Below are 26518 nucleotides of genomic sequence, written 5' to 3' on the forward strand. Positions count from 1 at the left end.
ATAGCACCCATTTTAACATACATTCTGTATGTATGTAAATAATGTAGTAAATTCAAACCGTTGCCGCTACTTATGATAAGGCTCACCGTATCATAACAAAAAGCGAAATCTCTTGCACCGCGGCACAATGATTTCGCTTTTGTGTCTAGCTCTCTAATTGGAATCTGCACTAGTTAAGTGAATCGAGCAACGTCTTTAATTGCGGATCAAGCTTCAGCGCGTTCAAGATGATCTGCAACGCTTCTGCACGTGTGGCATTACTCTTGGGACCGAATCCTCCATCCCCTTTACCGCTAACGATACATGCTTGCGCTGCTGCTTTGATCTCGCCAGCCGCATAAGCACCATTCACATCATTGAAATTGCCCTTTGTTGTATCTTTCGCCACGTTATTAAGATCTACGATACGGGACAGCATAACGACCATTTCTTCACGTGTAATCGCGTTATCGGGCTTGAACGTACCATCCTTGTAGCCATTGATTACCCCTGCCGCTACAAGGTTCTCAATCGCTTCTTTCGCCCAGCTATCGCCAATGTCCTTCAATACAATACTCGTATTGCTGCCACCTTGGATATCGAACACTCGATTCAGAATCACCGCAAACTCAGCGCGCGTGATTTTGCCATCCGGCCTAACCGTACCATCTTCGTAGCCTTTAATGACTTGCAGTTTATAGAAAATACCGATCGTCTTTTCAGCCCAGTGCCCTTTAATGTCAGCAATATTTATCGTAACATTTGCTTTCTTCGCCCCCGCTACCTTGGCTTCAATTGTTTTTATTAAATTGATTTCATTAACAATACCGCTGTTAAATACACCTACCTTAGGCTGTGGAGAACCAGGTGTCCGTTCCGGGTCAGGTGTCGTAGCAGGTGTCTCAGACGTTGAAGATGGCGTCGATGGATTACTGCCACTGGATGGTTTTCTCAGCGTCACGGAATGAGAGGCGTCGGAAGCCTCGCTGCTGCCCGCGCTATTGACAGCTTGCACCGTAAAAGTATACGCTACTCCGTTGGATAGCCCTGTTACCGTGATCGGGCTCCCCGTCCCTGTTACGGTAATATTTCCCGGCATAGCCGTAACCTCGTAATAAGTGATGTCGCTTCCGCCATTCGCCGGGGTAGCGAAGCTTACCATTGCTTGTCCATTGCCAGCTACCGCGGTTACGCCCGTTGGAGCCGATGGAACCGTTCGCGGCGTTGCGCTCACTTCATTGGACGCAGTACTGTCCCCTGTCGGGTTCGTCGCTTGGATGACAAAATAGTACGTTGTGCCGTTCGTTAATCCGGTGGCATCATAGCCGTATACCGAATCGCTTACCGAAGCTTCCTCTGATCCATAAGCGCCAGAGGCCGTACTTTTGAATATTTTGTACCCAGTGGAACCGAGCACCGGATCCCATGTTAGGCTTATTCGGGCATCTCCCGGCGTAGCTGGCCCCAGCACCGGTACTCCGGGAGCCGGAGCCTGCGGCGTAGCGCTCACTTCATTAGAAGCCGCGCTGATTCCGGATGGATTCACGGCTTTCACAACAAAATAATACGTTGTCCAATTGGTTAATCCGGTGGCATCATACGATAATCCGGTCACTGTAGCTACCGCATCTCCATATGTGCCGGAAGCTGTCCGTTGGTACACAGCATAGCCGTCTGCCCCATACACTTCACTCCAAGTCAAAAGCACATGGCTGTCTCCTGCTGTAACCGACTCCACGCTCGGCGCGACTGTTCCAGGCCAAGGAAGCGTTACCGTCCGGCTCGTCATCTGCATCAATCCCGTCGCATCGAATGCGAGCCGTGCCCCCGTCACCTCGGCTGCATTCGTTGCGCCAAGATCCGCAAATGTTGCCACGCCCGAGCTCGCCGTCGCCGTTACTGTTCCTGTCAGCGTCCACGCGCCCGTATCCTTCTTCGATACCGTCACGACCGTGCTGCTGTCGCCCGCGCTTATATTCCCGTATGCATCTAGAAGCGTCACGACCGGTTGCTGCGCGAACGCGCCTCCATTGCTGGCTGGCGCTGTAATGTCCGTAGTCAGCGCCATCGCAGCCGCGCTTCCCGCTGTAGGCGTGATGCTTATCGTATTCGCTGCCGGCGTTGCCACGCCCGCCACGCTGAACCCTATCGTTTGCGCCGCCGCCTTGTTCAGCTTCAAATTCGCTGTCGCTACGCCACTGGCAAATGTAACGCCGATCTTGTTCGGCCCTGCCGTCAAGACCGTCCCGTTATAGCTGCCATATGAGCCGTCGGGCGCCGCTGTATAACCGGAAATCGTCACATCGCGCGCTCCGCTAAACGTCATATCCGTGTTGCCCAGCGCGTCCTTCACCGTCAGCGTGACCGCATCATCCGCGCCGACTCCGGGAGTCGCCGCAGCGGCGGACGCGCTGACCGTTTGCGCCGGTGCAGGAGCCGGAAGCGTTACGATCGTACTCGTCCTCTGCGACAAACCTGTCGCATCGAATGCGAGCCGTGCCCCTGTCACCTCGGCTGCATTCGTTGCGCCAAGATCCGCAAATGTTGCCACGCCAGAGCTCGCCGTCGACGTTGCTGTTCCTGTCAGCGTCCACGTACCCGTATCCTTCTTCGATACCGTCACGATCGTGCTGCTATCTCCCGTACTCGTATTCCCGTAAGCATCAAGAAGCGTCACAATAGGCTGCTGCGCGAACGAACCTCCATTGCTGACTGGAGCTGTAATGTCTGTGTTCAGTACCATCGCTGCCGTGCTTCCCGCTTCTGGCGTGATGCTCACCGTATTCGCTGCCGGCGTTGCCACGCCCGCCACGCTGAAACCGATCGTTTGCGCCGCCGCCTTGTTCAGCTTCAGGTTCGCTATCGCTACGCCATTCGCAAACGTAACGCTGATCGTGTTCGGCCCTGCCGTCAAAACCGTCCCGTTAAAGCTGCCATAAGAGCCGTCGGGCGCTGCTGTATAACCGGAAATCGTCACATTGTGCGCTCCGCTAAACGTCGTATCCGTGTTCTCCATCGAGTCCTTCACTGTCAGCGTGACCGCCTCGTCCACTCCAACTCCGGGAGCTGCCGAGGCTGCGGCTGCACTCACGGTATACAGAGGCATCGCAGAATATTTCATAACGTTCGCTTTGAAGGAGTTTTCACCATCCGAATAGACAACATAAGGAATGCCGCTGTTGTCCATTGCCATCGAGAAAGAATAAGCCTTACCTGCCGAGAAGTCCGCACTGCCTACGGTCTCCCAGCTGCTTCTGCTTTCGTCATATTTCATTACGGTCACTTTATTAGAGTTCGGGTTCCCACCATACGTATAGCCAACATATGGGATGCCGCTGCTGTCTATCACTATTGATGTATAATAAGCTGTACCTGCCGAGAAACCCGCACTACCTACGGTCTCCCAACTGCTTCTTCTTTCGTCATATTTCATCACTGTCACTTTTAAGTCCTTCTCAACATCCGAAAAAGCAACATAAGGTGTGCCGCTGCTATCTATTGCTATTGATGTGAAATTAGCTATGTCTGCCGAGAAGCCCTCACGGCCTACGGTCACCCAACTGCTTCTGCTTTCGTCGTATTTCATCACAGTCGCTTTTGAGAAGTTCCCAGAATCATAATAGGCTACATAAGGGATGCCATCGCTGTCTATCGCTATCGTTGGATATTGAACCTGATCTGCTGAGAAGCCCGCACGGCCTACGGTCACCCAACTGCTTCCATCGTATTTCTTTACGGTCGATTTAAAGGAGTTACTATAATCTACATAAGAAACATACGGGGTGTCTGTATTGTCTATTGCTATTGATATATCCTTAACCCCACCCCCCGAGAAGCCCGCACGGCCTACGGTCACCCAACTGCTTCCGTCATATTTCATCACGGTCGCTTTATTGGCGTCTTCAACATCCCTATAGACAACGTATGGGGTACCACGGCTGTCTATCGCTATCTTTGTATATTCAGCTTGACCTGCCGAGAAGCCCGCACGACCTACGGTCACCCAACTGCTTCCACTGTATTTCATCACAGTCGCTTTATTAGAGTTCCCACCATCCATATAGACAATATAAGGGGTGCCGCCGTTGTCTATCGCAATCGATGTATACATAGCCTGGCTTGCAGTAAGACCCGCACCGCCCACGGATTGCCATTCCTTGACACCGGCGGCTTGAACCGTCGCTTGCTGCACAGGCAACAACGGAATGACCAGACTAATGACCAACATCCAAATCCAAATAAGTCTTTTCGGCTTTAATTGACACTTTCTTGCTTTCATATTTGTTCCTCCACTGTTCACGATCTAGCTGCTCTCGCCTGACCCTATCCGAATTATGAATGAATGTTCTTATCTTAAAGGAGAAGCACTCATTCCTGAATACCTATTAAGGGGTATCTTCGTCGGGATACGCAGTCCCTCGGGTATTTCGCGAAAAGCGTGGGGCTTCTGTCACTGGAGGATTGGGAGATGGAGATAGAGTTCGGACTCGCCTTAGAATTGCATGCCCAGAAAGAGGAAGGCTAATATTTTGCGCCCTTAAAAAACGAAAGAAGCGGCCCTTAAAGGCTCGCTTCCTTGTTTGCAAAATTGCTAGAGTCGTACGCAAAGTCCATCCTATGCCTTTTTCACGAACTCGGATTTAATTTCATCGCGCCGAACCCATCGATTTTGCAATCGATATCTCATCATGGTTGTCATCGCCGTAGTACAACTCGGTAAATAATTGAACGGTGGATTTTAATGGGGTGGTCTCCAGTTCTTCCTGCAGCAGCTTCGTAAATCGTTCGTAATGCTGCTGCATGGACAAGCGGTCGCCCATCTTCGCGTAGATCCGAAGCAACCTTTCATTGATGTCGTCAAGGAAAGGATTTTGAAGAAGGGCGCTTCGCAGACAATGCTCCGCCGCGCGGTGATTTTGTACGGAGAGATAGTAGTCCGCCATTCGTCTCATTAACTCAAAATAATCGCTTTTGTACTTTTCCTTCGCTTGCTGAGTCCAATCAAAACCATCTTCCTCCATATAATTGCTTTTATATAGGTCTGCTATCTTCTCGAATTCGCCGATAGAATCCGGCGTATTTACCATTTCACCGCTAGTAACCCGTTCAAATTCGGCGACATCACACTCTCCCCCGCGCGTCTCCAAACGATAGCAGTTGTTATGAAACTCCAGCTTGTAGTTGTCACCGAAACTCGCTATCTTTTTCCGGATGCGATAGATACAGGTGTGCAAAAATGTGGTACCTTGCTCCAAATTTGCATTAGGCCAAATATCCTCCAGAATTTTCTCTTTCATGACAAACGTATTCCGATGATGAACGAGATACGCCATCAGTTCGCGTTCCTTGGATGTTCTCCATTTTACCGGAAATGTTAGTTCCGCGTTCGCATCGCTTATCCATTCAAAACGGCCAAAACAGATAAATCGGGACTTCCTTGTTTGCCTCTCCTTTTTGAATTTTTCTTGCTTACCGGCGCTCTGTTTTGCCATAATCCGTGCGATAGTCTTGCTTAATCGTTCTGCTGTGGTTGGTTTCAGCACGTAATCGATGGCATCCAGCTCAAAGGCTTCGACTGCATAATGATGACATGCTGTCACAAAAACCACATCGATTCCGGGATCAATCGCCATGATATGTTCGGCCGCCTCGATACCGTTCAAACCAGGCATTTCAATATCCAAAAACACAACATTTATGCGCTCCTGCAATAACTTATTTATCGCTTCATCCGGTTTCGTAAACATCCCGACAATCTCGATGTTTCCGATCGTTATCAACAGCCTTTCAAGCAAATCCAGTGATGGTTGCTCATCGTCGACTAGTATTGCTCGCAGCATAAGTCACCTCATTGAACCGAATTCGAATTATGTCGATTTTTCTCCTCCTATTTTATCATGGTAGATGGGACCACTTGGGAATTACAAAGAAAACTTTAAGTTCGCGCTTACAATACACTTCTGTTAACCAGCACACGCCCTACTTATGATAAGGCTCTCCGTATCATCTATAGAGCGAAATTAAAAGGCACTCAGTTGAGTGCCTTCTTTGCATAGCTTTATGTTAATGCTTGCTACCGTCTAGCATCGAAGCTTTTTTTTCTGGCTAGAGCCGCCCGTAGTCCATGCGGGACTTTTCTCTTACAAGCTCTGTTCGGTCACTCCCGTTACCGGATCGAAGGTCAGCATCTTGGTCCCGATCTTATCGATGAAGAATCGATCATGGCTTACCGTAATGACCGCGCCGGGAAAATGAATCAGAGCTTGCTCCATAACCTGTATGCTCGTAAGGTCCAGATGGTTGGTCGGCTCGTCCAAGATAATAACAGCCGCACCCGAGAGAAGACACTTAGCTAGCGCCACCCGAGCTTTCTGCCCGCCGGACAGATTGCCGATCGCCTTGCTCAGATCCGCCTCGGAGAATTGCAGCATAGCTAGGAATTTGTTCACCTTTTTGCGCGGAGCGTCCAGTCCCAATCCATACGTATTCACCGCGTGGCTGACGGTATCCTTAGGATCAAGCTCCTCCCACATCCGGTTGAAATAGGCGTAGTTAACTCCCTTCTCCCAGACAACCTGCCCGGAATCCGGCTTCTCCTGCCCGGTAAGCGCCTTAATAAGCGTGGACTTCCCGCTTCCGTTCGGTCCCACGATGACCAAGCGATCTTCCTTCTGAATATCGAAGCTAACGTTCTCGAAGATCTGCCTGCCCTCGTATGTCTGCCCGATCTTCTTCACTTCGCATAGCTTGTCGGGAAAGCGCAACCTCTCGTAGATGTCGGTAATCAGTACGTTAACGGGATGAGGCTCTATCCGCTTCTTGTTATCCGCCAGCTTCCGCGAGAGACGGTCTTTGGAACCGGATTTCCGGTTCGCGCGATCGTCGATCGCCTCGGATTCCATGAGCAGCAGCTCTTCCTCCCACTCAAACTGGCGGTCCAGCTCCTTCTTGCGCATCTTCTTCTTGCGGACGTAATCTGTGTAGTTGCCCTCGTATTCCTGAAAATGATAGTTCTCGATCTCGATCGTGCGCGTGACGACCTTGTCGATAAATTGCCGGTCATGCGACACCAGAATCATGGCTCCCTTGAATCGGTACAGCCACTGCTCCAGCCATGCGATCCCTTCCATATCCAAGTAATTCGTAGGCTCGTCGAGCAGAACGACATCGGGCAGCTCGATGAGCATCTTCGCGAGCGCCGCGCGGTTACGCCATCCCCCGGACAACTCATCGATTGGCTGATTGCGAGATCTGTCATTGAACCCTAGCTTCGTAAGCACCGTATTAATCTCGACGGAAACGTTCCAGCCATCGAGATGATTCATCTGTTCGAATAACTCCGCTTGCCTTGCTAGCAGCGCATTCATCTCGCTATCGTCGGTAACCACACCCAGTTTATCTCCGACCTCTTGCAGCTCTCGTTCAATTAGAGCAACCTGCTTGAAGCATGCTTCTAGTTCTTGCTGAACGGACATGCCTCCGCTGAGTTCCGAGAATTGCGAGAAATATCCGATTCTCACCTGAGGATCTATTTCTACTCTGCCGGACGTCGGCTCTTCCTTGCCCATGATGAGCTTAAATACCGTCGACTTGCCGGCGCCGTTCCGTCCGATTAGGCCGATACGTTCCCCTTGCATAACTCGAAAATAAATGTCGCGAAAAATCATGGACTCTTCATACTTCTTCGTGACGTTCTCCAACCGTATTACGCTCATGGTTATCACCCTTCTGGTTCCAACACTTAAAGCAACTTAATCAGCGCTTCTAGCTCATCAACTAATCCTTTTGCAAGTTCAAAATCAGTATCTTTTAAAGCCAATTCTATTTTCATTTCAACTGATTTTTTACTTTGTTCCGTTTCTAAATAGTCTTTATCAAAATGGCTAGCATAAATCATCTGTCTAAATTTTCGCATACTCATTTTTCTAATCGTCTTATCGTCAATGATTAATACATAGTCCATACCATTTACAACAGAATAGAAATCATGAGATATCATGAGAATCGCGCCTTTATAGTCTTCAATGGCTTTTTCCAGCGCAATTTGTGCATAGGTGTCTAAATGACTTGTCGGTTCATCAAGAAGCAATACGTTTGCTTTACCGGCAGAAACTTTAGCTAATTGAAGCATATTTATTTCTCCGCCGGATAAAGTTTCTATCTTTTGATTAACGATTTCTCCTTCAAAGCCATAGTTTGAAAGATACGATCTAACCTCATCATAAGTGTTAAACCCAGCATCGATGAATTCTTCTAATATTGTATTAGAATCATTTAGCATTTCACCTTGAAGCTGTGATAAATAAGCCACTTTAGCATCAGCATTTATTTTAATTGAATCATGATTATTGTTAAAGATTTCTCTAAGTAAAGTCGTTTTTCCGGTACCGTTTGGACCGATAATGGCCACTTTATCCGTAGATTGTATCTCAAAATTAACATTGTCTAAAAGCAACTCATCAAAGGCAACACTATAATTACTGACATGTATAACAGCGGTGTCTTCAATTTCATTATCCATACCGAAACTGATAGTCGGCTGCTTAATATCAACAAATGGCGCTTTAATTCTACGTGCTTCCAATCTCTCTTGAAAACTAACTCTAGCTTTTAACGCTCTACCTCTAGAGGCATCTGCATTATAAGTTGCAATAGCTCTTAGATTATTGATGATTTTCTCGTTTCTCTCAATTTCTTCTTCCTCGGCGACTGTGAGTTCTTGTAACTCAATTTTTGCCTGCAGTAATGAGAAATTATAATCAATATATCGCCCATCGAACTCTTGGATCTCCATGTTTTCAAGGTGTATAATTTTGTTAAAACAATGATTCAATAAATATCGGTTGTGCGTAACAACTAGCAGTATGCCTTTGTGAGCGTTAATCAGATTTTTAAGTGCATTTAGATTTTCAAAGTCTAAAAATACATCTGGTTCGTCCATAATCATTAAGTCTGGACTATTAAGCATTTCCTTCATCACTTGAATGAGTTTGAATTCCCCGCCACTCAGATCGGATACCCTAACATCTTTTAGCTTCATGAGGTTTGCTAGATTTAGTTTCTTATTAATGTTGCTTTCAAAATCTCCCCCACCCATTGCATCAAAAACATCTAAAGCTAATTGATACTTTTCTAGGAGCGGATCAATGTCTGATGATGTTTCCATTTCAGCACAAATAGATTGTATCTCATTTTGTACCTTAATAAATTCTTCTCCGATATATTCAAAAACAGTTGTTTCTTTAGTTCTGTCTAGTTGAGAGAACTGACTTACATACCCAATTCTGCAGGCTGGATCTATCTCTAACTTGCCCTCGAACAAATATCTTTCTGGATCCATCAGTATATCTATCAGTGTACTTTTACCACTGCCACTTGTTCCAATAAAAGCACAATGTTGTGCCTCTTCAAGCGTAAATGAAATGTTTGTATATAGTTCCTTTTGCGGAAATGAGAAGGATAAGTTTTCAACTTTTATCATAGTGTTACCTTTCTTATAACTAAAATGGTGACTATTATTGGATGTATTGAAGAACATAGATTATAAGTTTACCGTCGTTAGAGTAACACTGTTTACAACCAATCTCAATCTATTTGTATCCTGACGAATAGCCTAACTTTTCCACTTCATTGCTTCACAAAATAGAACCAGCTTATCACATACATTTTACTACGCCTTGCTCTAACCAAATTTCGCCACAAAAATCCCGTCCGATCGAATGTTGGACCGCGTTAAATATTTGACCTGCGGAAGTTTTTTATGCTAGTCCCCTCTACCAAAGCGGTGGAGGGGACTTTGCTTTCCACAGAGAACAAACTCCTTCATATCGCCTTACAATAGCGAAATTATAATAAGATTGGAATTATCTAAGGTTGAAATGAACTCCAAGCCTTCTCATCTTGTCTATTATATGGGAGGTGATTGTTGTTGAACTACGATCACTTGAAACACGCTGTTGTCATGGATGCGGAGACTCTAAAATCACTAATGCACGATTATGGACAGGAAGTATGTAACTATGCCTATTTGATTTGCCGTAGCAGAAGCATGGCTGAAGATATTTCACAGGATGTATTTCTGAGGGCATACCGTCAGTTTGCTTCATTCCGTGGGGAAGCATCCGTAAAAACTTGGCTGCTCCGTATTACGCGAAACCTGAGCTACAACTATAGAAATTCAGCATTCTTCAGAAGAGCGCTGTTGCTCGATCGAATCGTCCCGAGAGGAAACCATCGATCTGCAGAGGAAGCATTCCTTGACGAAGAAGCGACGAACGAAGTTTGGCGTAGAGTGTTCAGTCTGCCTGCCAAATATAGTGAGATACTACTGCTTCATGCGAGGCTTCAACTGTCAATAGAAGAAATTGCCTCGCTGCTCGGCATACCCGAAGGAACCGCGAAGTCGAGATTGTTTGGTGCCCGACAAAAATTATCAAGGCTTCTGGAGGAGGAAGATGTGAATGAACAATTTATCTAAGCCCCATTGGTATTACGATCTGGAGAAGGATCAGCCGGTTCGAACGCGCATTTTCACTGAGGAACTGGCTGCCAGAATTTATTCAAAGGCACTGAAAATGCCTGCAAGAAGATCATTTTTATTGAATAAGCAAAAAATGTTTGGAGCGGTGATGATTGTCGCAGCCGTATGCGTGCTCTCCCTAACTATGAATTTTCCTAAATTAAACGTTGCGCCAGCATCTCCGTCCAAAGCAGAAGGAGTAGCCGACGCACTCACTCCGCAATTCCGGGACACATTGATTAATCATAGTGGTAACGCGGAACCCCAGAGACAAATTCTACTGGAGGAGCGTATTAACAACAACTTTGTATTGATTTATTCCTCGCTGCCGAAAACCACAAGCAGTTCTGAATTATACATGGACTTATTGAAGTGGACGGACTACGGAGGGGATCGTTCTATCGGAACCGGCCTCGATGGCTGGTCTCATGCCTTTGGTAGTTCAGCAGCAGAGGGGACTAAGCCCCTCGTAGTGTCTGGGGTATCGTGGGGAGATATAGAATTTCCTTTGGGCACATACGGCGTTCTTAGCATTTTTACTGGAGAACTATTTCAATCCAACATCGCAAGCATTCGGGTCGTCGATGGATCCGGCAAGCAGTGGAAAGCGCATATTTTCCCGAGTTCGGATGGTACCAGGTATTGGTTCACCGATATGCTTGGATCGGTTAAGGACTTTAAGATCGAAGCCCTTGACGAGCACGGAACCGTGCTCTCCACTCATTCTCGGAAAGAACCATAGAGCGAAATCTAAAGGCACCCCGATGGGTGCCTTTTCTGCTTACTCCCCTTGGAAATGTAGGGGACCAGCAACTAGTCGCGAGCCCCTCGGGCGCATGCTCATACAGGCTTAAACACCATCAGTAAAATAGAGATCACGACAGCGACGTTAGCAACAGCCTCCAGGAGCAATGAGTGCCGGCGGCTCCTCCGGTAGGCATCAGGCAAGGCGCCGCTCTGAATCGGTTCCAGAATGGCCCGTTGCTGCTTGATGCGAGCTGGAATCAGGACGGCCATGATGACGACAATAACGGCAAAGAGGGCAATCGCGATCCAATACCATAACTGTCGGAAAAGATAGGTCTGTTCGTATCCGAGCGCCAGCCCCGTAAGGAACATCAGCGTGCCACCGAGCTTCGGCAAGATTGCTAGCTTCTCCAACAACGTCAAACCGAACTTCGCCTGCTCCGTCGACCGAACGCCGCTCATGATGAGCGGATACCCGACAACGGAGACGATCGCCGTCACCGCGGAGGTAATGTGTAAGAACAACAAGTAGTTATACATCCATACCTTCTCTCCGGTAAGCGATCCCCACTCTTTTCCCTTTGAAGGGTCCGTCAGCCTCAAGATGATTAAGCATGCAAGCAACCACATCTTCATAAGCGACGTCGAGCTCCTGAATGCGGCTGAATAATTGGCCGGCCAGCTCCTCCTCTGACAGATCCTTCACGGATTCCGAGAACGACAGGGGAATGCGATCGACGGTTATATTCAAACGATCAAACGCATACGCCGCAGGGGTCTCCGTCATGGTGCTGGGGCACATGATGGACCAATCCAACTGGGTCTGTCGAAGCCGATCTAGATTTCGCTGGTGAATAAGGAAAACTGGGGGCAAGCCTGGAAGATCGTTGCCGGTCAATCCGGTATCCGCAATCTCCAACAATCCCGCACCTCCCATGACCCATATACGGCCGGAGAAATGAGGATGATCCACACACTGAGTGACGATGTTGTCAACGATGCGAATGAATGCCTCGCCTTGGCCCGCATTCCCGGCCGCAATGACCGCTACATCCTGATGAGTCAGCGCCTCATAGACACTATGCGGATCGAGAATATCCTTCGCGACCATCTTCACTTGCTCGGCGATCCTCTCGCCTTGCTGCTCGTGCAGCTTCTCTGGACTCCGAACGTAAGCGGTCATTTCATGGCCCTTTTCTACCCCCGCTGCCAGTATCCGCTTCCCTGTATTCCCCGTTGCTCCGAACACTATAATTCTCATCGTTCTCTCCCTCTTCCTCTTCGCTATTTATTGGCGTCTTTTAATTGACCTCACTTTAGCATCCGTCATATAATCTTGTGAAGAACGCACTTTCATGTAGGGAACTGACTTCAAAGTAAGTATGGGAGAGGAGGGGGCGCGTGGAAGCGAGAAAGCCGTTTGTTTCCGAAGAACAATGCCCAATTGAGACAGTCATTCACGTTGTCGGAGGGAAGTGGAAGCCGACCATCCTGTGGCATCTGATGGATTCCACGATGCGGTTCAGCGCACTGGAGAAGAGGATTCCCGATGTGACGCAAAAGATGCTGGCCCAACACTTGAGGGAACTGGAGAATCAAGGCATTGTCACGCGCACAATCCACCCCAGTGTTCCACCCAAAGTGGAATATTCCCTCAGCGAATATGGACGGACGCTTGTGCCGGTTCTGCAGTCAATGTGCGATTGGGGCAGGAATCACAATCGACTCGGCGGCGACATGTCGGTTCGGCAGATGCAGAGTTGATCTACGAATCACGACAAACAAAGAAGCTCGGGATCTTTCCCGAGCTTCTTTCTAGTTTCGCCCTACTTGTGATACGGTTCAGCGTAACATCTATAGAGCAAAATTTAGATCTGGCATTCAGAGTATCGATTTATTGAATCAATGTACCATCGATCAAACATAACCAACCTCCTCATTTTAGTTGACTCAAAAATCATTCCTTTATTCTCCTATCAAAATACAGATGTACTTTTCTTAATAGATTCTTAATGAATTGCAGTAAATATTTATTCCTCTATCTATTATTGATATGATTTGATCGTGATCGAGTTGGCTTCATCTCGCTGAAGTAGGAGGAATGATTCACCATCAATCAAATTTTAATAGTAGACGATGAACCCGGAATTCGTCAGTTAATTAGGATGCATCTAGAACAAGCGGAACTTCAAGTCATAGAAGCCAGTTCAGGACGACAAGCTATTCAATACTTACAGGAATATGCCATAGAATTAGTGATATTGGACCTCATGATGGATGATGGCAACGGGTTCGAGGTACTGCAATATCTACGGGACGCAAATATGGAATCATTAGTAATTGTGCTTAGTGCAAGACGAGAAGTGCAGGACAAAATCCTGACACTCGGATTAGGTGCAGACGATTATGTCACAAAGCCTTTTAGCCCAGTGGAATTGGTTGCTCGTGTGCAAGCACAGTTAAGAAGACATCGCCCTCATTCTTCTTTTCCTACCAAGATTCTACGTCTAAACAAATTAGTGCTGGATATCGATAATTATTTTTTGCGATATGATGGAAAATCATTTTCTTTGACCCCGGTAGAGTGCCGGCTGTTAGAATTGTTCATGCAAAATCCAGACCGCGTTTTAACCAAAAGAGAAATTTACAAGCGTGTATGGAATCATGAAAACTTTGATGATAACAATTTAAGTGTTTTTATTAGCAGACTGCGAAGCATTCTTGAACCCACGGAGGGCTCGCCTCATTACTTTCACACCATACGTGGAATCGGTTACAAGTTCTCAGGAGATGGACAATGAAAAGTCGAACAAAGCTTTGGCTATTTATGCTCATAAGTGCAATCATTAGTGTTCTTCTGTTTTCTTCACTTAGTCTCGTTATAGGTAAAATAGGAGATAGCGGTTATGATCTGAAAAGCCTGAACGCCATCTCGCAGGAAGTCCTTGATACGATTGCAACCCGTCAAGCTTTTCATATCGAAGACATAACGCCAATATTGGATAATGCTCATAGCAACCATCCTGATATTCGTTATGAATGGATTTCAGCAGATGGATCGACGATCTATGATACCTTCGGAGAAAAGAAAACCTATGATTTTGGGCAGCTTGCGAATCGAATGCTTCATATGCCTCAGAACCTATGGGGGGTCGATAAACCGGTTACGCTTACTTATTCCATTAGCCAAGGGGATCAACCCTATTATTTGCTAATGAGCTTTTCCAGTGACGACATGAAACAAGGGCAAATTTATTTTTTCATGCGCACTTTTAAAGCCATGTCTACTTTTATGCTACCGTTAATCGTTGCTTTATTAATTCCCTATCTGCTAGCTCTATGGTTTTTCTCTTCCATGAACAAACGAATCAATAAGCTCAACCATGCGATAGGGCAGCTTAACCTCCAAAGTGAAATCACTGTACTGGAAGACACGAAAAAGGATGAAATTGGCCAGCTCACAGCGCATTATAACGCCATGGCTCGCCGCATTCAAAATCAAGGCGAACAAATCAAGCTATTTGACGCCCGACGAAATCTACTACTATCTAATCTCTCCCACGATCTACGCACCCCGCTAACGATGATTTTAGGCTACGCAGAAACGATTCGCGCTGGATTATATAAGGACGAGATGGAGCTACAAGCGAGTGCCAAAGTTTTGCTGCAACGCTCTCGTTATATCGATAAGCTATTAGATCAATTGTTAGATATTACCAGGCAGGATGAGGGGAATTTAGAGCTTCATGCTGAAGTGTGTAATGTATCTGAAATGTTGCGGAAAATTGCCGCAGAATACCTAATGTTGCTTGAAGGGCAAACCTTCACGGTTGAAGTAAATATCCCCGACGAGGATATCCAAGCCTGGATTGATGTCTCCCTAATCGAACGTGCGCTGCGAAACCTGTTGGACAACGCGATCCGTTACGGTTCAGAAGGCCATTATCTTGAGGTCGGGCTTACGGAAAAGGATGATGCCCTATTCATGACGGTTATCGATAAAGGACGCGGCATTCCCTTACAGGATCAAAAGCATGTTTTTGAACGGTTCTACCGTGTCGATGGCAGCAGAAAAGGCGAAGGACTCGGCATTGGACTATCCATTGTCCAAGAAATCATTTCCCTCCATGAAGGATCAATTACATTGACGAGTATCCCTTTTGAAAGAACAGTATTCGAGGTCCAGCTGCCAAATCATCAGCGTGAACAATCAAAGTCATAATAGGTAATGTAATAGGGCACCCAAAAGGTGCCCTATCTGTTAATCGTGTTTCTGATAACGGTGATCGCTTGCTTTAACCCTGCTTACTCTTTTGATCGATCATCTTTAGCAGAATTGCTACGGCCTCCGCTCTAGTTGCCTTATCATTGGGAGCGAATTTGTTCGAACCTTTGCCTGACATAAGGCCAAGATTCTTCAACACTGCTACCTGCGCCTTCGCCCAGCTTGGAATGTCTGCGTCATCCACGAAGTCGGTTACCGTATTCGTTTCCACCTTCAGTGCTAGCGCTTTAGCGATCATCACAGCCATCTCTGTGCGTGTAATTTCTGCATCTGGATGGAAACTGCCATCCGAGTAGCCGTTAACGATGCCCGCTTGAACAGCTTGCTCTATCGCTTTCTGCGACCAAGTTCCAATCTTCGCCGAATCAGTGAATGTAAGCTTCGCAGCTTCCTCTTGCGATTTCAGCGCCTTCATCAGCATCACCACCAATTCCGCACGAGTTACGATGGCATTCGGCTTGAAGGTGCCATCCAAATACCCATTCACAAATCCGCTCTGTGCTGCCTTATTGATTTCGGACGCTGCCCAGTGTCCGGCTATGTCACTAAAGTTAACTTCCTTCGACTCGTCTATCGAGGGTGCTCCAATGGGCAACCCCGACGCCCGATCTACCACCAGCACAGCAAATTTCATGAAGTTGTCCACCTCTACGCTAATGCGATTGCCTTCGATTTTGCCGTTCTCGATTTTCACCCATGTTTTCGTAGCTTCATTATAGTAAAAAATCGCTACCGTCTGGTTGCTATTCACTTGAATTGGGTTGAATACCATAACCAACGTAGCTGGCTTTTTGAGGTTTTCCGGAATATTCTTCTGGACATCGTACACCGAACTTGCCGGAACTTCATTGTGAGCAAAAAGAGGTTGCGTATTCGATACCTTCTCAATGTTAATTTCCAATGGTTTGCTGGTCGCATTAGCAGGAATACGAATGAAGATCGCTTGATCTAAACTCACTTCGCCGATGCTTCCTACCGGAAGTGTTAGTTTTCCATTCGTTGAGTAGATTGGGCTGCTTATTGAACCATTGTTACTGCTTGAACTTCCGCTTGAGCTGTTTCTTGGCGAAACGGGGTTGGAGGGGGAGGAAGTTGGGCTTGGTCCCGCGCCATTCGTTGCAACCACCGTGAACGTATATTCCGTTCCGTTCGTCAACCCCGTAACCGTGACCGGACTCGCGGTTGTGCTCGTTCCTGTGATTCCTCCTGGACTGGACGTAACCGTATACAGCGTGATCGCACTCCCCCCATCACTCGTTGGGGCATCGAAGCTGACCGTCGCCGTTCCATTGCCTGCGATCGCCGTTACATTTGTCGGTGCGCTCGGCACACTGATCGGTGCGGCGGGCGTCACACTCCCTGATGCCACTGATGCCGCAGAGTTGCCTACGCTATTCTTTGCGACTACTGTGAACGTATACGCTGTGCCATTCGTCAGACCCGTGACCGTAACCGGACTCGCGGTTGTGCTCGTTCTTGTGAATCCTCCTGGACTGGACGTAACCGTATACAGCGTGATCGCACTCCCCCCATCACTCGTTGGGGCATCGAAGCTGACCGTCGCCGTCCCGTTGCCTGCGGTCGCCGTTACATTCGTCGGTGCGCTCGGCACAGCAGCAACTTTAAACGTATTTGAATGAGAATATCCCGCTACGTGACTTACTGCTTTCTGATCCTCAACACGAACGTGCAAATACCACGTACCTAAATCAGGAGGCGTAGAAATGGACTCTTCGCTCGTGAACTCTACCCACTCCACGTTCGGCCAATCGGGCACCGTTACCGCTGTTGACCATCGGTAATACGTTTTGGAAGATCCTACAAAATCAGGAACAGCAACCGTTACCTTTGTTGAATTAGCTTGCTTTCCCTCTGATTCGCCGTTTGGAGAATAGCTGACTCCGTAAGATAAAATATTGAGGAATGTATGCCCCCAATCAGAAGCATACGTCTTCGCTATAGAAGGATCAAAGGCTATCACCGAAACAGGTTTAAAAGAATTACTAAACGCATTAGTTCCAATTGTAGTTGAATCCCCTTCAATAATCACGCTTGTTAATCCATAATTATCAGAAAATGCATGATCACCTATGCTCGTTACACTGTTTGGGATCGTTACACTCGTTAATTCGTTCCAATAAAATGCAGAATCACCTATGCTCAATGCACTATTTGGGAGCGTTACACTCGTTAATTCGTTCCAATGAAATGCAGAAACGCCTATGCTCGTTACACTGTCCGGAATCGTTAAACTCGTTAATTGATTATTATAAAATGCTGCATATCCTATGCTCGTTACACTGTTCGGGATCGTCACTCTCGTTAAATGTTTACTAGCAAATGCAGTTGCCTCTATGCTCGTTACAGGATTCCCATCTATTGTAGCAGGAATATCGACCTCTTTGTCCGTTCCAAAATAATAGATAATGGCTACTTCTGAGTTGCTTGTTGTGTATTCATAATCTCCGGATACTTCCGCCTTCGCCTCCTGAATACTACCGCCTGTCCATGAGCCTAGCGTAATCAAAGCCAGCGTGAGTAGACAAATCAGCAACTTCCTTATTTCCAACAAATTTGATCGCATCATGTGCCTGTTGCACCCTCTTCTATTATTGTTCCATTGCACCACTCCATATTTTACTAGATAATTTTTACTTGAATCTTAATGGACTCTTAATAGATAATGTGAATTTATGTAATTTAAATTCGGGAACATTTCACTGTTTCACTGTACGTGCGTCCGTGCTGATCAGGCGTTAGAAAGCCATCTCGCCACCTTGGAAGCCAGCCCACAGCGTAATCGGCGTGAAAAACGACTCTCCGTATAATGCATCACAAAAAGACCCGCATCCGCTCATAACCGAGCTGGGTGAGCGCGGTTTGTACGATATCGGGCATACCATCCTAGACATCCTTAACCGGAGATATCTTCAGAGAGCTATTTAACCAAAGTCGGTCGATCCCGCCGCTAAAGTCCTTGCTGCCATAATCCGCTCTATTCACCCATTCTTGCATTCGTTCCTTGCCAAAATCGCGAGCCATCGCTTGAAGCACCACACAACGGAATAACGCATGGCTGATGCCAACGTATGATCTTGATTCCAAATTTCGCGGACTCGTCTATTCCCGTCCCACTTCTTCACCGTGTTCTCATCCGCAACGGTACCCGTACCTCAAGCACTCACTTTTCTCCGTTTAATATCAACAAGTAGCACTATTGAAACATTGTAGTCCCTTTACAATCCAACAGCCATAAATTTCGCCCTACTTATGATAAGGCTCACCATATCATCTATAAAGCGAACTTAACTCCTATCAGAAGAACTCGTCCATAGGTAATAATCTCCCATATTATTATTGTTTTTCGGAAATCGCCTCAAAATGCTTGACTATCAACCTTGTTTACAGTTGGAATATCACCGAAAAAGGTCGACATCAACACAATTGGAGTCTTCTGAGCTATTCCAGTTTGACTAAATGCAGTGTTTCTATCTGACTGTAGCAGTAAATAAGTGCATCACAAAGAGATTGAGCTAACCTTTGATGAGAAGATTGAGGAATACTTCCAAACTATTGCCCCTTCCGCTAATGAAGCAGAGGGGGCTTTTTGTGTTCCTAGCAAAATAGTTCGTAGTAAGTAGAAGATTATGATAGCAATCTAATTTTTTATATCGTATGATTCTTCACATACAATAAGATTTTGCAATAATAAGCTTCATAATATACACCTTATTACACTTTAGGGGAATAAGGTGTACTGCGGATTATTTATATTTTCCGTACGGGAGTTTTTTCGGAATGGAGAGACTATGAAAAAAATTATTGTCTTTATGATTGCATTACTTATACTGTTCACCGGATTCGCAACACCAAGTTATGCATTATCAGATTCGCAATCTGATTCAATACAAACATTGTTGGATGATGCAAGCCGTATATCAGGTGTACCGGGAATGTCAATCTCAATACTTGCGAACAATGAAGTGCTCTACTTTTCTTCCGGGTACGCAGATCGTGAAAAGGGACTGTCGGCAAGTGAAAATACTCTATATGAGCTGGCTTCGGTAAGTAAAGCTTTTACCGGCATGGGTATTCTGCTGATGGAAGAACAAGGACTGCTGTCAATGTCAGACTCTATCCAGAAATATTTGCCTTGGTTTACGTTAAAGTATCAGGGGAAACACGTTGATATGCAAAGTATTACACTCAATAACTTTTTACACCATACTAGCGGCTTAACAAATGGCAGTCACAGTCAAAATATTCCACAAGGCAATACGCCGGATATGTTGCAAAAAACCGTAGAAATGCTCGTAGATTCTGAATTGTCGTTCTATCCTGGTGAGCAGTATAATTACGGAACTGTTAATTATGACGTATTAGGTCTGGTTATTGAGATTGTGTCGGGACAAAGCTATGAAGACTTTATGAGGGAACAGGTATTTCAGCCGTTGGGTCTTCACCAGACGTATGTTTATAAAGAAGATGCTCAAGCCACCGGACAGTTGGCACAGGGCTACCGTTCTTCCTTTTTTATGACAACTCCATATAACGCGCCGGATTATTCCGGGAATAAACCCGCAGGCTACATCATTTCTTGTACAAAAGATATGGCGCGTTGGATGGGCATACAGATGGGTATAGTGCAGGACATACCCGAAATATTCCATACGGTTATCGAAAAATCACATCAGGGTGATATGTCTGTTCCGGCTGTCAACGAAATGTATTATGCGGCGGGCTGGTCGGTAAACGCCAACCAAACGATTATAGAGCACCCAGGGGGCAATCCCAATTTCGGAACCGAAGTGGTCATACTGCCAAATGAACGAACAGCCATCTGCTTGCTGACCAACGGCGCAAATATCAATAGAAGCATGGTACTAAAAGTTAAAGATATATTAGACGGCAATCTGACGCAGTCATATGGAATAAGCGGCACACAGCTTTTGGACATCATTTTGTCGTCTACCACAATTATTCTTTGCCTATTGGCTGTTCTGTTCTTTCTCTTAGGATTACGCAGAAGGAAAACGAATGAGCGGCAGCCAATGACAAAAAAGCGAATAATCGTAACAGCTATTTTGCTGATTGCTACGATTGTCCAGTGTATAATGTGCTGTGCATTAGATTGGTCAACGATACTTATTTGGCAAACATATAGTGTTCTTACAGCTTTGATTTCGTCGGCATTATTAACAGCAAGCATTACATGGTTTGTATACACTCACCGATAAAATGCCTCGCTCCGAAAATAAGCATTTCATTCGTTCGCCTTATTGAAAAAACGCGAAGATTTCTTTTAATGAGAGAACAATATCAGCAAAAAGGAAGTGCCAGGCACACCCTATTTTTCGCCCTACTTATGATACGGTTCAGCTAAACGGGTCGATCGGCGAAAAATGCGAAAGGAGCCTGCCGCGGCGCTTATTCTCCTACATTTCCCGCTTGGCCCAAAAGCTTTGACTATGCCTTTACAAACATGCACAGAAGGCCACCGAAGTAATCGGCGGCCTGATTGTTTGTGATCCAACTATCGTGTCCCGCAAGAATTTTTGAAACCTGCAGCTGTATATCCCGGTTTTTTTTCAATTCTATAGTTCATTCCTGTCCTCCCCGTAATCGAAATCTGGAAAGACATGCGAGGATAAGCCTTCAGCTTGACAAGATCCTCCGTCAGCATAAAGCGATGACAAGCTCTTCCCTTTTTAGGTGGAGAGCTTGTCTAAGTTAAAGTGCCCCGCTTACTGCACTCTTCTTATTTTGAATTCTAAGGCCCCTTCTATGTGTCATAAATAATACGAAGTATCCCAGCGTGACAAGGATACATATCATGATGTCAACAAGGATCAAATTCTGATAATTTCGGAAATAATCGAAGGAAAAGCCTCCGATTAATGCACCCGCAATGCCACCGCCCTGGTGGAAGAACAGAAATATCCCGGTATGTTTTCCTTTTCCGTTTGCAAATTCATTGATGACAAGGATCCCCCCCGGCACTGCGCTTAAGTAGGTAATTCCGAACGCTATTGCAAAAACAATAGGTGAACTTCCCAAGTGCATAAAGAGGAAAGCAAAGCCCATTATACGTATGCCATACAAAATAGACATTAGCATTAATTTATTGTATCGGTCCAGAAAATAGCCGCAAATAAGTGCCCCCGTAATTTCCATAATGCCAAGTATACTCATGGATAGGGCGATCATGCTTGGTGACACATCTGCCAGCTGATGTATGGCTACTAAATTCATTTCGACGGAACCCATATTGACTCCACAGGTGAAAAGCGCAATTGCGACCACAACAAAGATTGGAAGATGAATGAATTTCTTGGAGCTTGGAGTTACTGTAAGGGGCGTATCAGGCCTATCAACTTCTGAATGATCCGATTGGGGTTTCTCCATATCTTTCTGTTGCTGACTTTTGATTCCCAGCCAAATTACTGGAAATGTCACAAAAATGCCTAGGGCAAAAGAAACCATAAAGGCATCCTTCCAAGTCAGCCAACCAACAGATACGAAAATTGGCGTAATAATCGCTAACCCTACAGAGGATGCGCTCGCCAACAGCGACATTGCTTTAGCTCGGTGATGCCTAAACCATTCTAACATCAACATATAGCTCGTCGTTGCCCCAATGCCAGCTAGCCCAGAGATAACGCCATATCCAATAAAAAAGACGATAGGATCGTTCCCTAACAAGACAACGCCAGTGCCCATAGTACTCATGATTGCACTTAAAAAAAGCACCTTCTTTGTGCCGTAGCGATCGGCAAGCCAGCCTCCCAAGGGCGCGCATATAGCTGTTATTAATAAATTGGTTGACCATGCCGTTGAAATAAATCCCCTGCTAATCAGTAAATCCTCCGATATTTGCACCTGAAAAAAAGCCATGCTAAATCGGGTCAATGCACCAATAAATCCAATAATCCAGAGAGCCCCCAACCCAATCCAAGCATGCCTGGATTCCTTAAACCATGTCGCGCCCACTCTTGTCCCCCCTGCTACTACAAAAAGATACCGATAGGTATCTTTGATATTAACATAGATGCATTGTTTTGCAAGAGTGGAATGTCCGAAGGCTTGCAAAGCGGCGAATTTAAAGCAGACCTCGATATAGAGGAAACTGGCTACCTTCTCCCTTTCCATCATGGAGGGCAGTATCATGATAAGCAACTCGAAGGCAATAATCGGCATATGCGGATGAATATCAACAGCTTTGCTGCTTATCTAAAAAATGTGTGCCTCCGTTAACCTCGTTAGTTCCTTCCATGATAAGTCCTGCTCTACGCTATGACAGCTGCATTTATTTTTTACTATTCGCCCTAATCTACTCCCCCACTAAATGCACGTTACCATAACAAAAGCCCTCAGAGTGACGGAGGGCTTTTGAGTAAGCTTCTATATTTAGAACAACTTTCTTGTCACAACAAGCAATCAATTTCACTTTGGTATCCGTTCGGGTTCCGGAGTAAACACTACATTTTCTTGTAATCTCTTTTAATTATTGCCATAATAATTTCATCAGAATAAGTTCCGTCATAATATAAAGATTCACGTAGAACGCCTTCTTTTACAAAACCTACTTTTTCATATGCTCTGATACCTCGAAGATTATGACTAAATACTTCTAACTGTAATCGATTTAATTTTAATTCTTCAAAGACAAATCGTAATACAATTTTTATGGCTTCAGTTCCATAACCTTTTCCTGTTAATTCAATTGAACTCATTGAGACTCTAAATCCTGCTTTTCTATCTTCTTCATCAATATCAAAAATAGATAATTCACCAATCATTTGGTCATCATCTTTTAAACAAATAGCAAAATCATAGCGAGAAGAGTCATTATTAATATTATTTATATGAGCTAGAATTTGTTCTAAAGTAAAGCTTGGTTTTGTACCTGTCATATAACGTATTTCTTTATCCGTTGTATTGGCTAACATTATCGGTGCATCTGTTTCTTCAAGTTTTCGCAAATAAACTCTTTCACTTTCTAAATTCACATTAAAGCCTCCTTCTAATTAAGATAGCAAGTATTCCAAGTTACAATTCTTGAACGGATTCACAAATAAAAATTTCGCCTCACTTATGGTAAGGTTCCCCCCGGTTAATCCGGAAAGCCCGGTAAATCTGCTCAACCAATATGAGCCGCATGAGTTGGTGGGGGTAGGTGAGGCGGCCGAAGCTGAGTTTCTTGTCGGCGCGTTTCAGGACAGCATCAGAGAGGCCAAGGGAGCCGCCGATGACGAAGACGATGTGGCTTTTGCCGTAGGTGGCGAGCTTGTCCACGTGGGACGCGAGCTCCTCCGACGACCATAGCTCGCCGCCGATGGCAAGGGCGATGACGTGGGCGTCGTCCTTGATGTGAGCCAGAATGCGCTCGCCTTCGCGGCCGACGACTTGGCGTTCCTCGGCGGGGCTGAGCACTTCCGGGGCTTTGTCGTCGGCCACTTCCGTTAAAGTGATGCGCGCGTACGAGCCCAAACGTTTGACGTATTCCCCGATCCCTTTCACCAAATACGACTCTTTCAACTTTCCGACGCTGACGATCTGAATATGCATGAAGAGGGTTTCCTCCTAAATATTAAATTCATAGAGCACTACGGCGGCGCCACCTATTCCGCTGAATCTCCCCCGCCCAAAATATGCTGAACGCGCCCGACTTGGCCGTCCGTCAATCTGACTTTAATTCCGTGAGGATGCTGCGCCGAATTCGTAAGCAGATCCTTCACGATGCCGCGCGTTAGCTTCCCCGTTCGTTGATCTTGTTTCAAAACAATATCGACTTCAAGTCCCGGCTTGACGTCGCTGCGAATTTTTCCGTTGCCTGCCATGTTTCTATTCCACTCCTGACTGTGTCCTTAACTTCCTCCAATCGTACCACAACCGACCCGCAACGCAATAACCCGGCCGATCCTCCGAAGAGAACCAGCCGGGCCTATAATCATCTCTCGCTTTAGTTACCTGCCACAGAAGCAGGGGCAGATCCAGATCCAGTTGCAGGAGCGGCAGCTTTAGCGGGCTTAAATCCGGAAGCGAGCAGCAGCAACAGAAATCCGCCAACGATGCTCCACAATACGGTAGCGTTCGAACCAACCGCGTCCAATCCGCCGAAGTACATCACTTCGCGCAGCCCTCCCGAGGCAAAGCGCAGTGGCGTCCACGAATAGATCCAATCGTGCGTTGTCCGGGACAAGAATTCCGGCGCCATGTTCAGCAGCGGCATGGAGAAGAACATGAGCAATACGAGCAGCGCCATCGCTGGCAATCCGATCCAGTATAACAATGAAGATTGAAGCAAGAAGAACGCCGATCCGACCAACCACAAGAATAGCCATGTCTGAACCGCATTAGCAAGCTCCATCCCGTACCACGCCGAAGCCATCCATACGACGAAGCCCGATGCCGCACCGACAACCGCTAGCCCCGCGACCGCCTGCATCGTGCTGACCGTCCACCTTCTGGAGCCCGCGGCGACGGCTTTGCCGCCGGCCAAGAACAAGGTCATTGCGGTAACCAGACTGCCGATCCACATGATTTGCGTGAGCAGCCCCGGCGCATTTCCGGAGGCATTGTTCGATCCGGACGGATGAACGACTTCCTCCTGAACGTTAATCGGGGTCATTAACGCTTTAGCCGCCTCGATCGATATCTGCCCCGTCTGTTGACCGATCTGCCCCAACAGCTGCTGCGACAGCTCCGCGCTGACCATTTTCATCGCTTGGCCCAATAACTGCCTGACAACCGTCGATGCTTGGGCGTTCATGCCCTCGTTAACGATGATCTTCACGTCCGCCGGCTTCGGCGAAGGCGTGGCTAACGAGAGCAATCCGCCGCTCAGATCCGCCGGAAGCACCAACGCTCCATAATACTCACGCTCCTCCAGTCCCGATCGAGCTTCTTCTTCGGAAGCCGCCACATGCCAAGCGATCGGAAGTCCCGGAATCGACGTCAACTTATCTTTAATCTTCTCGCCGGCCGCAAGCGCTCCTCCGGTCGGCAGTTCCACCGGCTGATCCAGAACGACGAGAGCCACGGGAAGCTCCTTCGGTTTCGAACCGAGCACCGAGCCCATCATGGCCGCCCCAAATACGGTCAACACAACCAGCACGATCACCGGTCCTAACCACGCTATTTTTTGCTTGAATATGGCCACAATTCTCCACTCCTTATCTCTAATATAATGAACAAAACGTTGATTATCGTTCATGATGTTCATTATAATAAGGAGGCAAACCGCCCACAATAATCAATCTCAGCCGTATTTGTTAAGTAATCAACAGTCGATCAGCACTTTGTTCAATAATAATCAAAATACCAATCTTCGAGGTGCAACAATGCCGGAAAAAATGGATCGAAGACAAGCTCGGACGAAGCATCTCCTTCATCAAGCGCTCATGGAGTTGATCGAGGAAAAAGGGATCGAGCGCATTACCGTCACGGATATCGCGAATCGGGCCGACGTGAACCGCGGAACGTTCTACTTGCATTATCGCGATGTCCCCGACATGTTGGATAAGATCATGAACGAGGTGTTCGAGCGGCTTCTCGGTTACACTTCCCGCATGGATCCCAGGGAACTCAGCCAATACGCTTATAGAGACGAGCCTTATCCAAAGCTGTTGGACATCTTGGAGGAGATCGCGCGCAACAAGGACTTCTTCCAAACCATCTTAGGCCCTAACGGAGACCTCTCTTATGCGATTCGTTTCCGGAATATGATGGCGTCGCATATTTTCAACAAATTTGAATATATTCTGCCGGAAAACGGCCAGATGCTCGTTCCGAGAAAATACTTGGTCGCCTACATGGCATCGGCTAATTTCGGTATGTTGATGCACTGGGTCGAGAGCGGAATGCAGGAGTCCCCTTACGAGATGGCCATGATCGCGACCCAGCTTGTGAATCACGGCCCGATCGTTTCTTCCGGTATAAGGGAAAAATCGAAAAACGAAGTCTGAACCGCCCGCTCACAGTTTGCT

At 46.6% G+C, this 26518-nt stretch carries 18 protein-coding genes and 4 pseudogenes; 7 read left to right on the forward strand and 15 right to left on the reverse strand.

Going from position 1 to position 26518, the window contains the following annotated elements:
* Nucleotides 1–169: 169 nt before the first annotated feature.
* From FPZ45_RS25750 to FPZ45_RS13275, 5 genes and pseudogenes are all read right to left on the reverse strand, one after another.
* Nucleotides 170–4258 carry an S-layer homology domain-containing protein gene (locus FPZ45_RS25750; protein WP_246120439.1) on the reverse strand — a complete coding sequence of 1363 codons (4089 nt, stop codon included), beginning with the start codon at nt 4256–4258 and terminating at the stop codon, nt 170–172.
* Nucleotides 4259–4594: 336 nt separating this feature from the next.
* Nucleotides 4595–4662: pseudogene (locus FPZ45_RS26025) on the reverse strand (PhnA domain-containing protein); the annotation flags it as partial.
* A 41-nt stretch (nt 4663–4703) separates the two neighbouring features.
* Nucleotides 4704–5819, reverse strand: a pseudogene (locus FPZ45_RS13265) (response regulator); the annotation flags it as partial.
* A gap of 300 nt (nt 5820–6119) precedes the next feature.
* A complete protein-coding gene (locus FPZ45_RS13270; RefSeq protein WP_144702326.1) occupies nt 6120–7694 on the reverse strand; it encodes an ABC-F family ATP-binding cassette domain-containing protein in 1575 nt (524 codons plus the stop codon).
* 26 nt (nt 7695–7720) lie between these two features.
* A complete protein-coding gene (locus FPZ45_RS13275) occupies nt 7721–9460 on the reverse strand; it encodes an ABC-F family ATP-binding cassette domain-containing protein (RefSeq protein WP_144702329.1) in 1740 nt (579 codons plus the stop codon).
* 447 nt (nt 9461–9907) lie between these two features.
* Between FPZ45_RS13275 and FPZ45_RS13280 the strand changes: the two genes are divergently transcribed.
* Both FPZ45_RS13280 and FPZ45_RS13285 read left to right on the forward strand, forming a co-directional pair.
* On the forward strand, nt 9908–10456 hold the full coding sequence (locus tag FPZ45_RS13280) for an RNA polymerase sigma factor (RefSeq protein WP_246120440.1): 549 nt from the start codon (nt 9908–9910) through the stop codon (nt 10454–10456).
* Entirely contained in the window at nt 10440–11240 is an 801-nt protein-coding gene (locus FPZ45_RS13285; RefSeq protein ID WP_144702332.1) for a hypothetical protein, read from the forward strand. Before FPZ45_RS13280 ends, FPZ45_RS13285 begins: the two co-directional genes overlap by 17 nt.
* 98 nt (nt 11241–11338) lie before the next feature.
* On the opposite strand, the gene FPZ45_RS13290 is transcribed toward FPZ45_RS13285, so the two are convergent.
* Nucleotides 11339–11785, reverse strand: a complete 447-nt coding sequence (locus FPZ45_RS13290; protein ID WP_186438380.1) for a DUF2269 family protein — start codon at nt 11783–11785, stop codon at nt 11339–11341.
* Nucleotides 11778–12506: an NAD(P)-dependent oxidoreductase gene (locus FPZ45_RS13295; protein ID WP_144702338.1), complete on the reverse strand. Its 729-nt coding sequence runs from the start codon at nt 12504–12506 to the stop codon at nt 11778–11780. Before FPZ45_RS13295 ends, FPZ45_RS13290 begins: the two co-directional genes overlap by 8 nt.
* 140 nt (nt 12507–12646) lie before the next feature.
* Here FPZ45_RS13295 and FPZ45_RS13300 point away from each other — a divergent pair, with 140 nt between their 5' ends.
* The 3 genes from FPZ45_RS13300 (at nt 12647) to FPZ45_RS13310 (ending at nt 15467) form a co-directional block, all read left to right on the forward strand.
* The gene (locus FPZ45_RS13300) at nt 12647–13009 is read left to right on the forward strand and encodes a winged helix-turn-helix transcriptional regulator (RefSeq protein WP_222430775.1); all 363 of its coding nucleotides are present in this window, start codon (nt 12647–12649) and stop codon (nt 13007–13009) included.
* A 362-nt stretch (nt 13010–13371) separates the two neighbouring features.
* Nucleotides 13372–14046: a response regulator transcription factor gene (locus FPZ45_RS13305; RefSeq protein ID WP_281284904.1), complete on the forward strand. Its 675-nt coding sequence runs from the start codon at nt 13372–13374 to the stop codon at nt 14044–14046.
* Entirely contained in the window at nt 14043–15467 is a 1425-nt protein-coding gene (locus FPZ45_RS13310; RefSeq protein ID WP_144702344.1) for a HAMP domain-containing sensor histidine kinase, read from the forward strand. Before FPZ45_RS13305 ends, FPZ45_RS13310 begins: the two co-directional genes overlap by 4 nt.
* A 73-nt stretch (nt 15468–15540) precedes the next feature.
* Here the strand turns inward: FPZ45_RS13310 and FPZ45_RS25755 are convergent, their stop codons facing one another.
* Both FPZ45_RS25755 and FPZ45_RS26030 read right to left on the reverse strand, forming a co-directional pair.
* Nucleotides 15541–16488, reverse strand: a complete 948-nt coding sequence (locus FPZ45_RS25755) for an S-layer homology domain-containing protein (RefSeq protein WP_246120441.1) — start codon at nt 16486–16488, stop codon at nt 15541–15543.
* A 177-nt stretch (nt 16489–16665) separates the two neighbouring features.
* Nucleotides 16666–18117 (reverse strand): annotated as a pseudogene (locus tag FPZ45_RS26030) (leucine-rich repeat protein); the annotation flags it as partial.
* Nucleotides 18118–19339: 1222 nt separating this feature from the next.
* Between FPZ45_RS26030 and FPZ45_RS13320 the strand changes: the two are divergent.
* The gene (locus tag FPZ45_RS13320) at nt 19340–20767 is read left to right on the forward strand and encodes a serine hydrolase domain-containing protein (protein ID WP_144702350.1); all 1428 of its coding nucleotides are present in this window, start codon (nt 19340–19342) and stop codon (nt 20765–20767) included.
* Between the two features lie 317 nt (nt 20768–21084).
* Here the strand turns inward: FPZ45_RS13320 and FPZ45_RS26035 are convergent.
* The 6 genes and pseudogenes from FPZ45_RS26035 to FPZ45_RS13350 form a co-directional block, all read right to left on the reverse strand.
* Nucleotides 21085–21189: pseudogene (locus tag FPZ45_RS26035) on the reverse strand (AraC family transcriptional regulator); the annotation flags it as partial.
* A gap of 71 nt (nt 21190–21260) precedes the next feature.
* Nucleotides 21261–22520: an MFS transporter gene (locus FPZ45_RS13330; RefSeq protein ID WP_144702353.1), complete on the reverse strand. Its 1260-nt coding sequence runs from the start codon at nt 22518–22520 to the stop codon at nt 21261–21263.
* A gap of 488 nt (nt 22521–23008) precedes the next feature.
* Nucleotides 23009–23539, reverse strand: coding sequence for a GNAT family N-acetyltransferase (locus tag FPZ45_RS13335; protein WP_144702356.1), 531 nt, complete (start codon nt 23537–23539; stop codon nt 23009–23011).
* A gap of 79 nt (nt 23540–23618) precedes the next feature.
* Nucleotides 23619–24098 carry a 23S rRNA (pseudouridine(1915)-N(3))-methyltransferase RlmH gene (gene rlmH, locus FPZ45_RS13340; RefSeq protein WP_144702359.1) on the reverse strand — a complete coding sequence of 160 codons (480 nt, stop codon included), beginning with the start codon at nt 24096–24098 and terminating at the stop codon, nt 23619–23621.
* Between the two features lie 53 nt (nt 24099–24151).
* Nucleotides 24152–24370, reverse strand: coding sequence for a YwbE family protein (locus tag FPZ45_RS13345; protein WP_144702362.1), 219 nt, complete (start codon nt 24368–24370; stop codon nt 24152–24154).
* Between the two features lie 122 nt (nt 24371–24492).
* Nucleotides 24493–25692 carry a YhgE/Pip domain-containing protein gene (locus FPZ45_RS13350; protein WP_144702365.1) on the reverse strand — a complete coding sequence of 400 codons (1200 nt, stop codon included), beginning with the start codon at nt 25690–25692 and terminating at the stop codon, nt 24493–24495.
* A 181-nt stretch (nt 25693–25873) separates the two neighbouring features.
* Between FPZ45_RS13350 and FPZ45_RS13355 the strand changes: the two genes are divergently transcribed.
* Complete coding sequence (locus tag FPZ45_RS13355; protein WP_144702368.1) at nt 25874–26497, forward strand: TetR/AcrR family transcriptional regulator; 624 nt, start codon at nt 25874–25876, stop codon at nt 26495–26497.
* Nucleotides 26498–26518: the final 21 nt, after the last annotated feature.

The sequence above is a fragment of the Cohnella terricola genome, from assembly GCF_007786475.1.
GTDB lineage: Bacteria > Bacillota > Bacilli > Paenibacillales > Paenibacillaceae > Cohnella > Cohnella terricola.

Coding starts and splice junctions, on each gene's coding strand:
- FPZ45_RS25750 (WP_246120439.1), bottom strand. CDS start 4,258: ATGAAAGCAAGAAAGTGTCAATTAAAGCCGAAAAGACTTATTTGGATT.
- FPZ45_RS13270 (WP_144702326.1), bottom strand. CDS start 7,694: ATGAGCGTAATACGGTTGGAGAACGTCACGAAGAAGTATGAAGAGTCC.
- FPZ45_RS13275 (WP_144702329.1), bottom strand. CDS start 9,460: ATGATAAAAGTTGAAAACTTATCCTTCTCATTTCCGCAAAAGGAACTA.
- FPZ45_RS13285 (WP_144702332.1), top strand. CDS start 10,440: ATGAACAATTTATCTAAGCCCCATTGGTATTACGATCTGGAGAAGGAT.
- FPZ45_RS13290 (WP_186438380.1), bottom strand. CDS start 11,785: ATGTATAACTACTTGTTGTTCTTACACATTACCTCCGCGGTGACGGCG.
- FPZ45_RS13295 (WP_144702338.1), bottom strand. CDS start 12,506: ATGAGAATTATAGTGTTCGGAGCAACGGGGAATACAGGGAAGCGGATA.
- FPZ45_RS13310 (WP_144702344.1), top strand. CDS start 14,043: ATGAAAAGTCGAACAAAGCTTTGGCTATTTATGCTCATAAGTGCAATC.
- FPZ45_RS13320 (WP_144702350.1), top strand. CDS start 19,340: ATGAAAAAAATTATTGTCTTTATGATTGCATTACTTATACTGTTCACC.
- rlmH (WP_144702359.1), bottom strand. CDS start 24,098: ATGCATATTCAGATCGTCAGCGTCGGAAAGTTGAAAGAGTCGTATTTG.
- FPZ45_RS13345 (WP_144702362.1), bottom strand. CDS start 24,370: ATGGCAGGCAACGGAAAAATTCGCAGCGACGTCAAGCCGGGACTTGAA.
- FPZ45_RS13355 (WP_144702368.1), top strand. CDS start 25,874: ATGCCGGAAAAAATGGATCGAAGACAAGCTCGGACGAAGCATCTCCTT.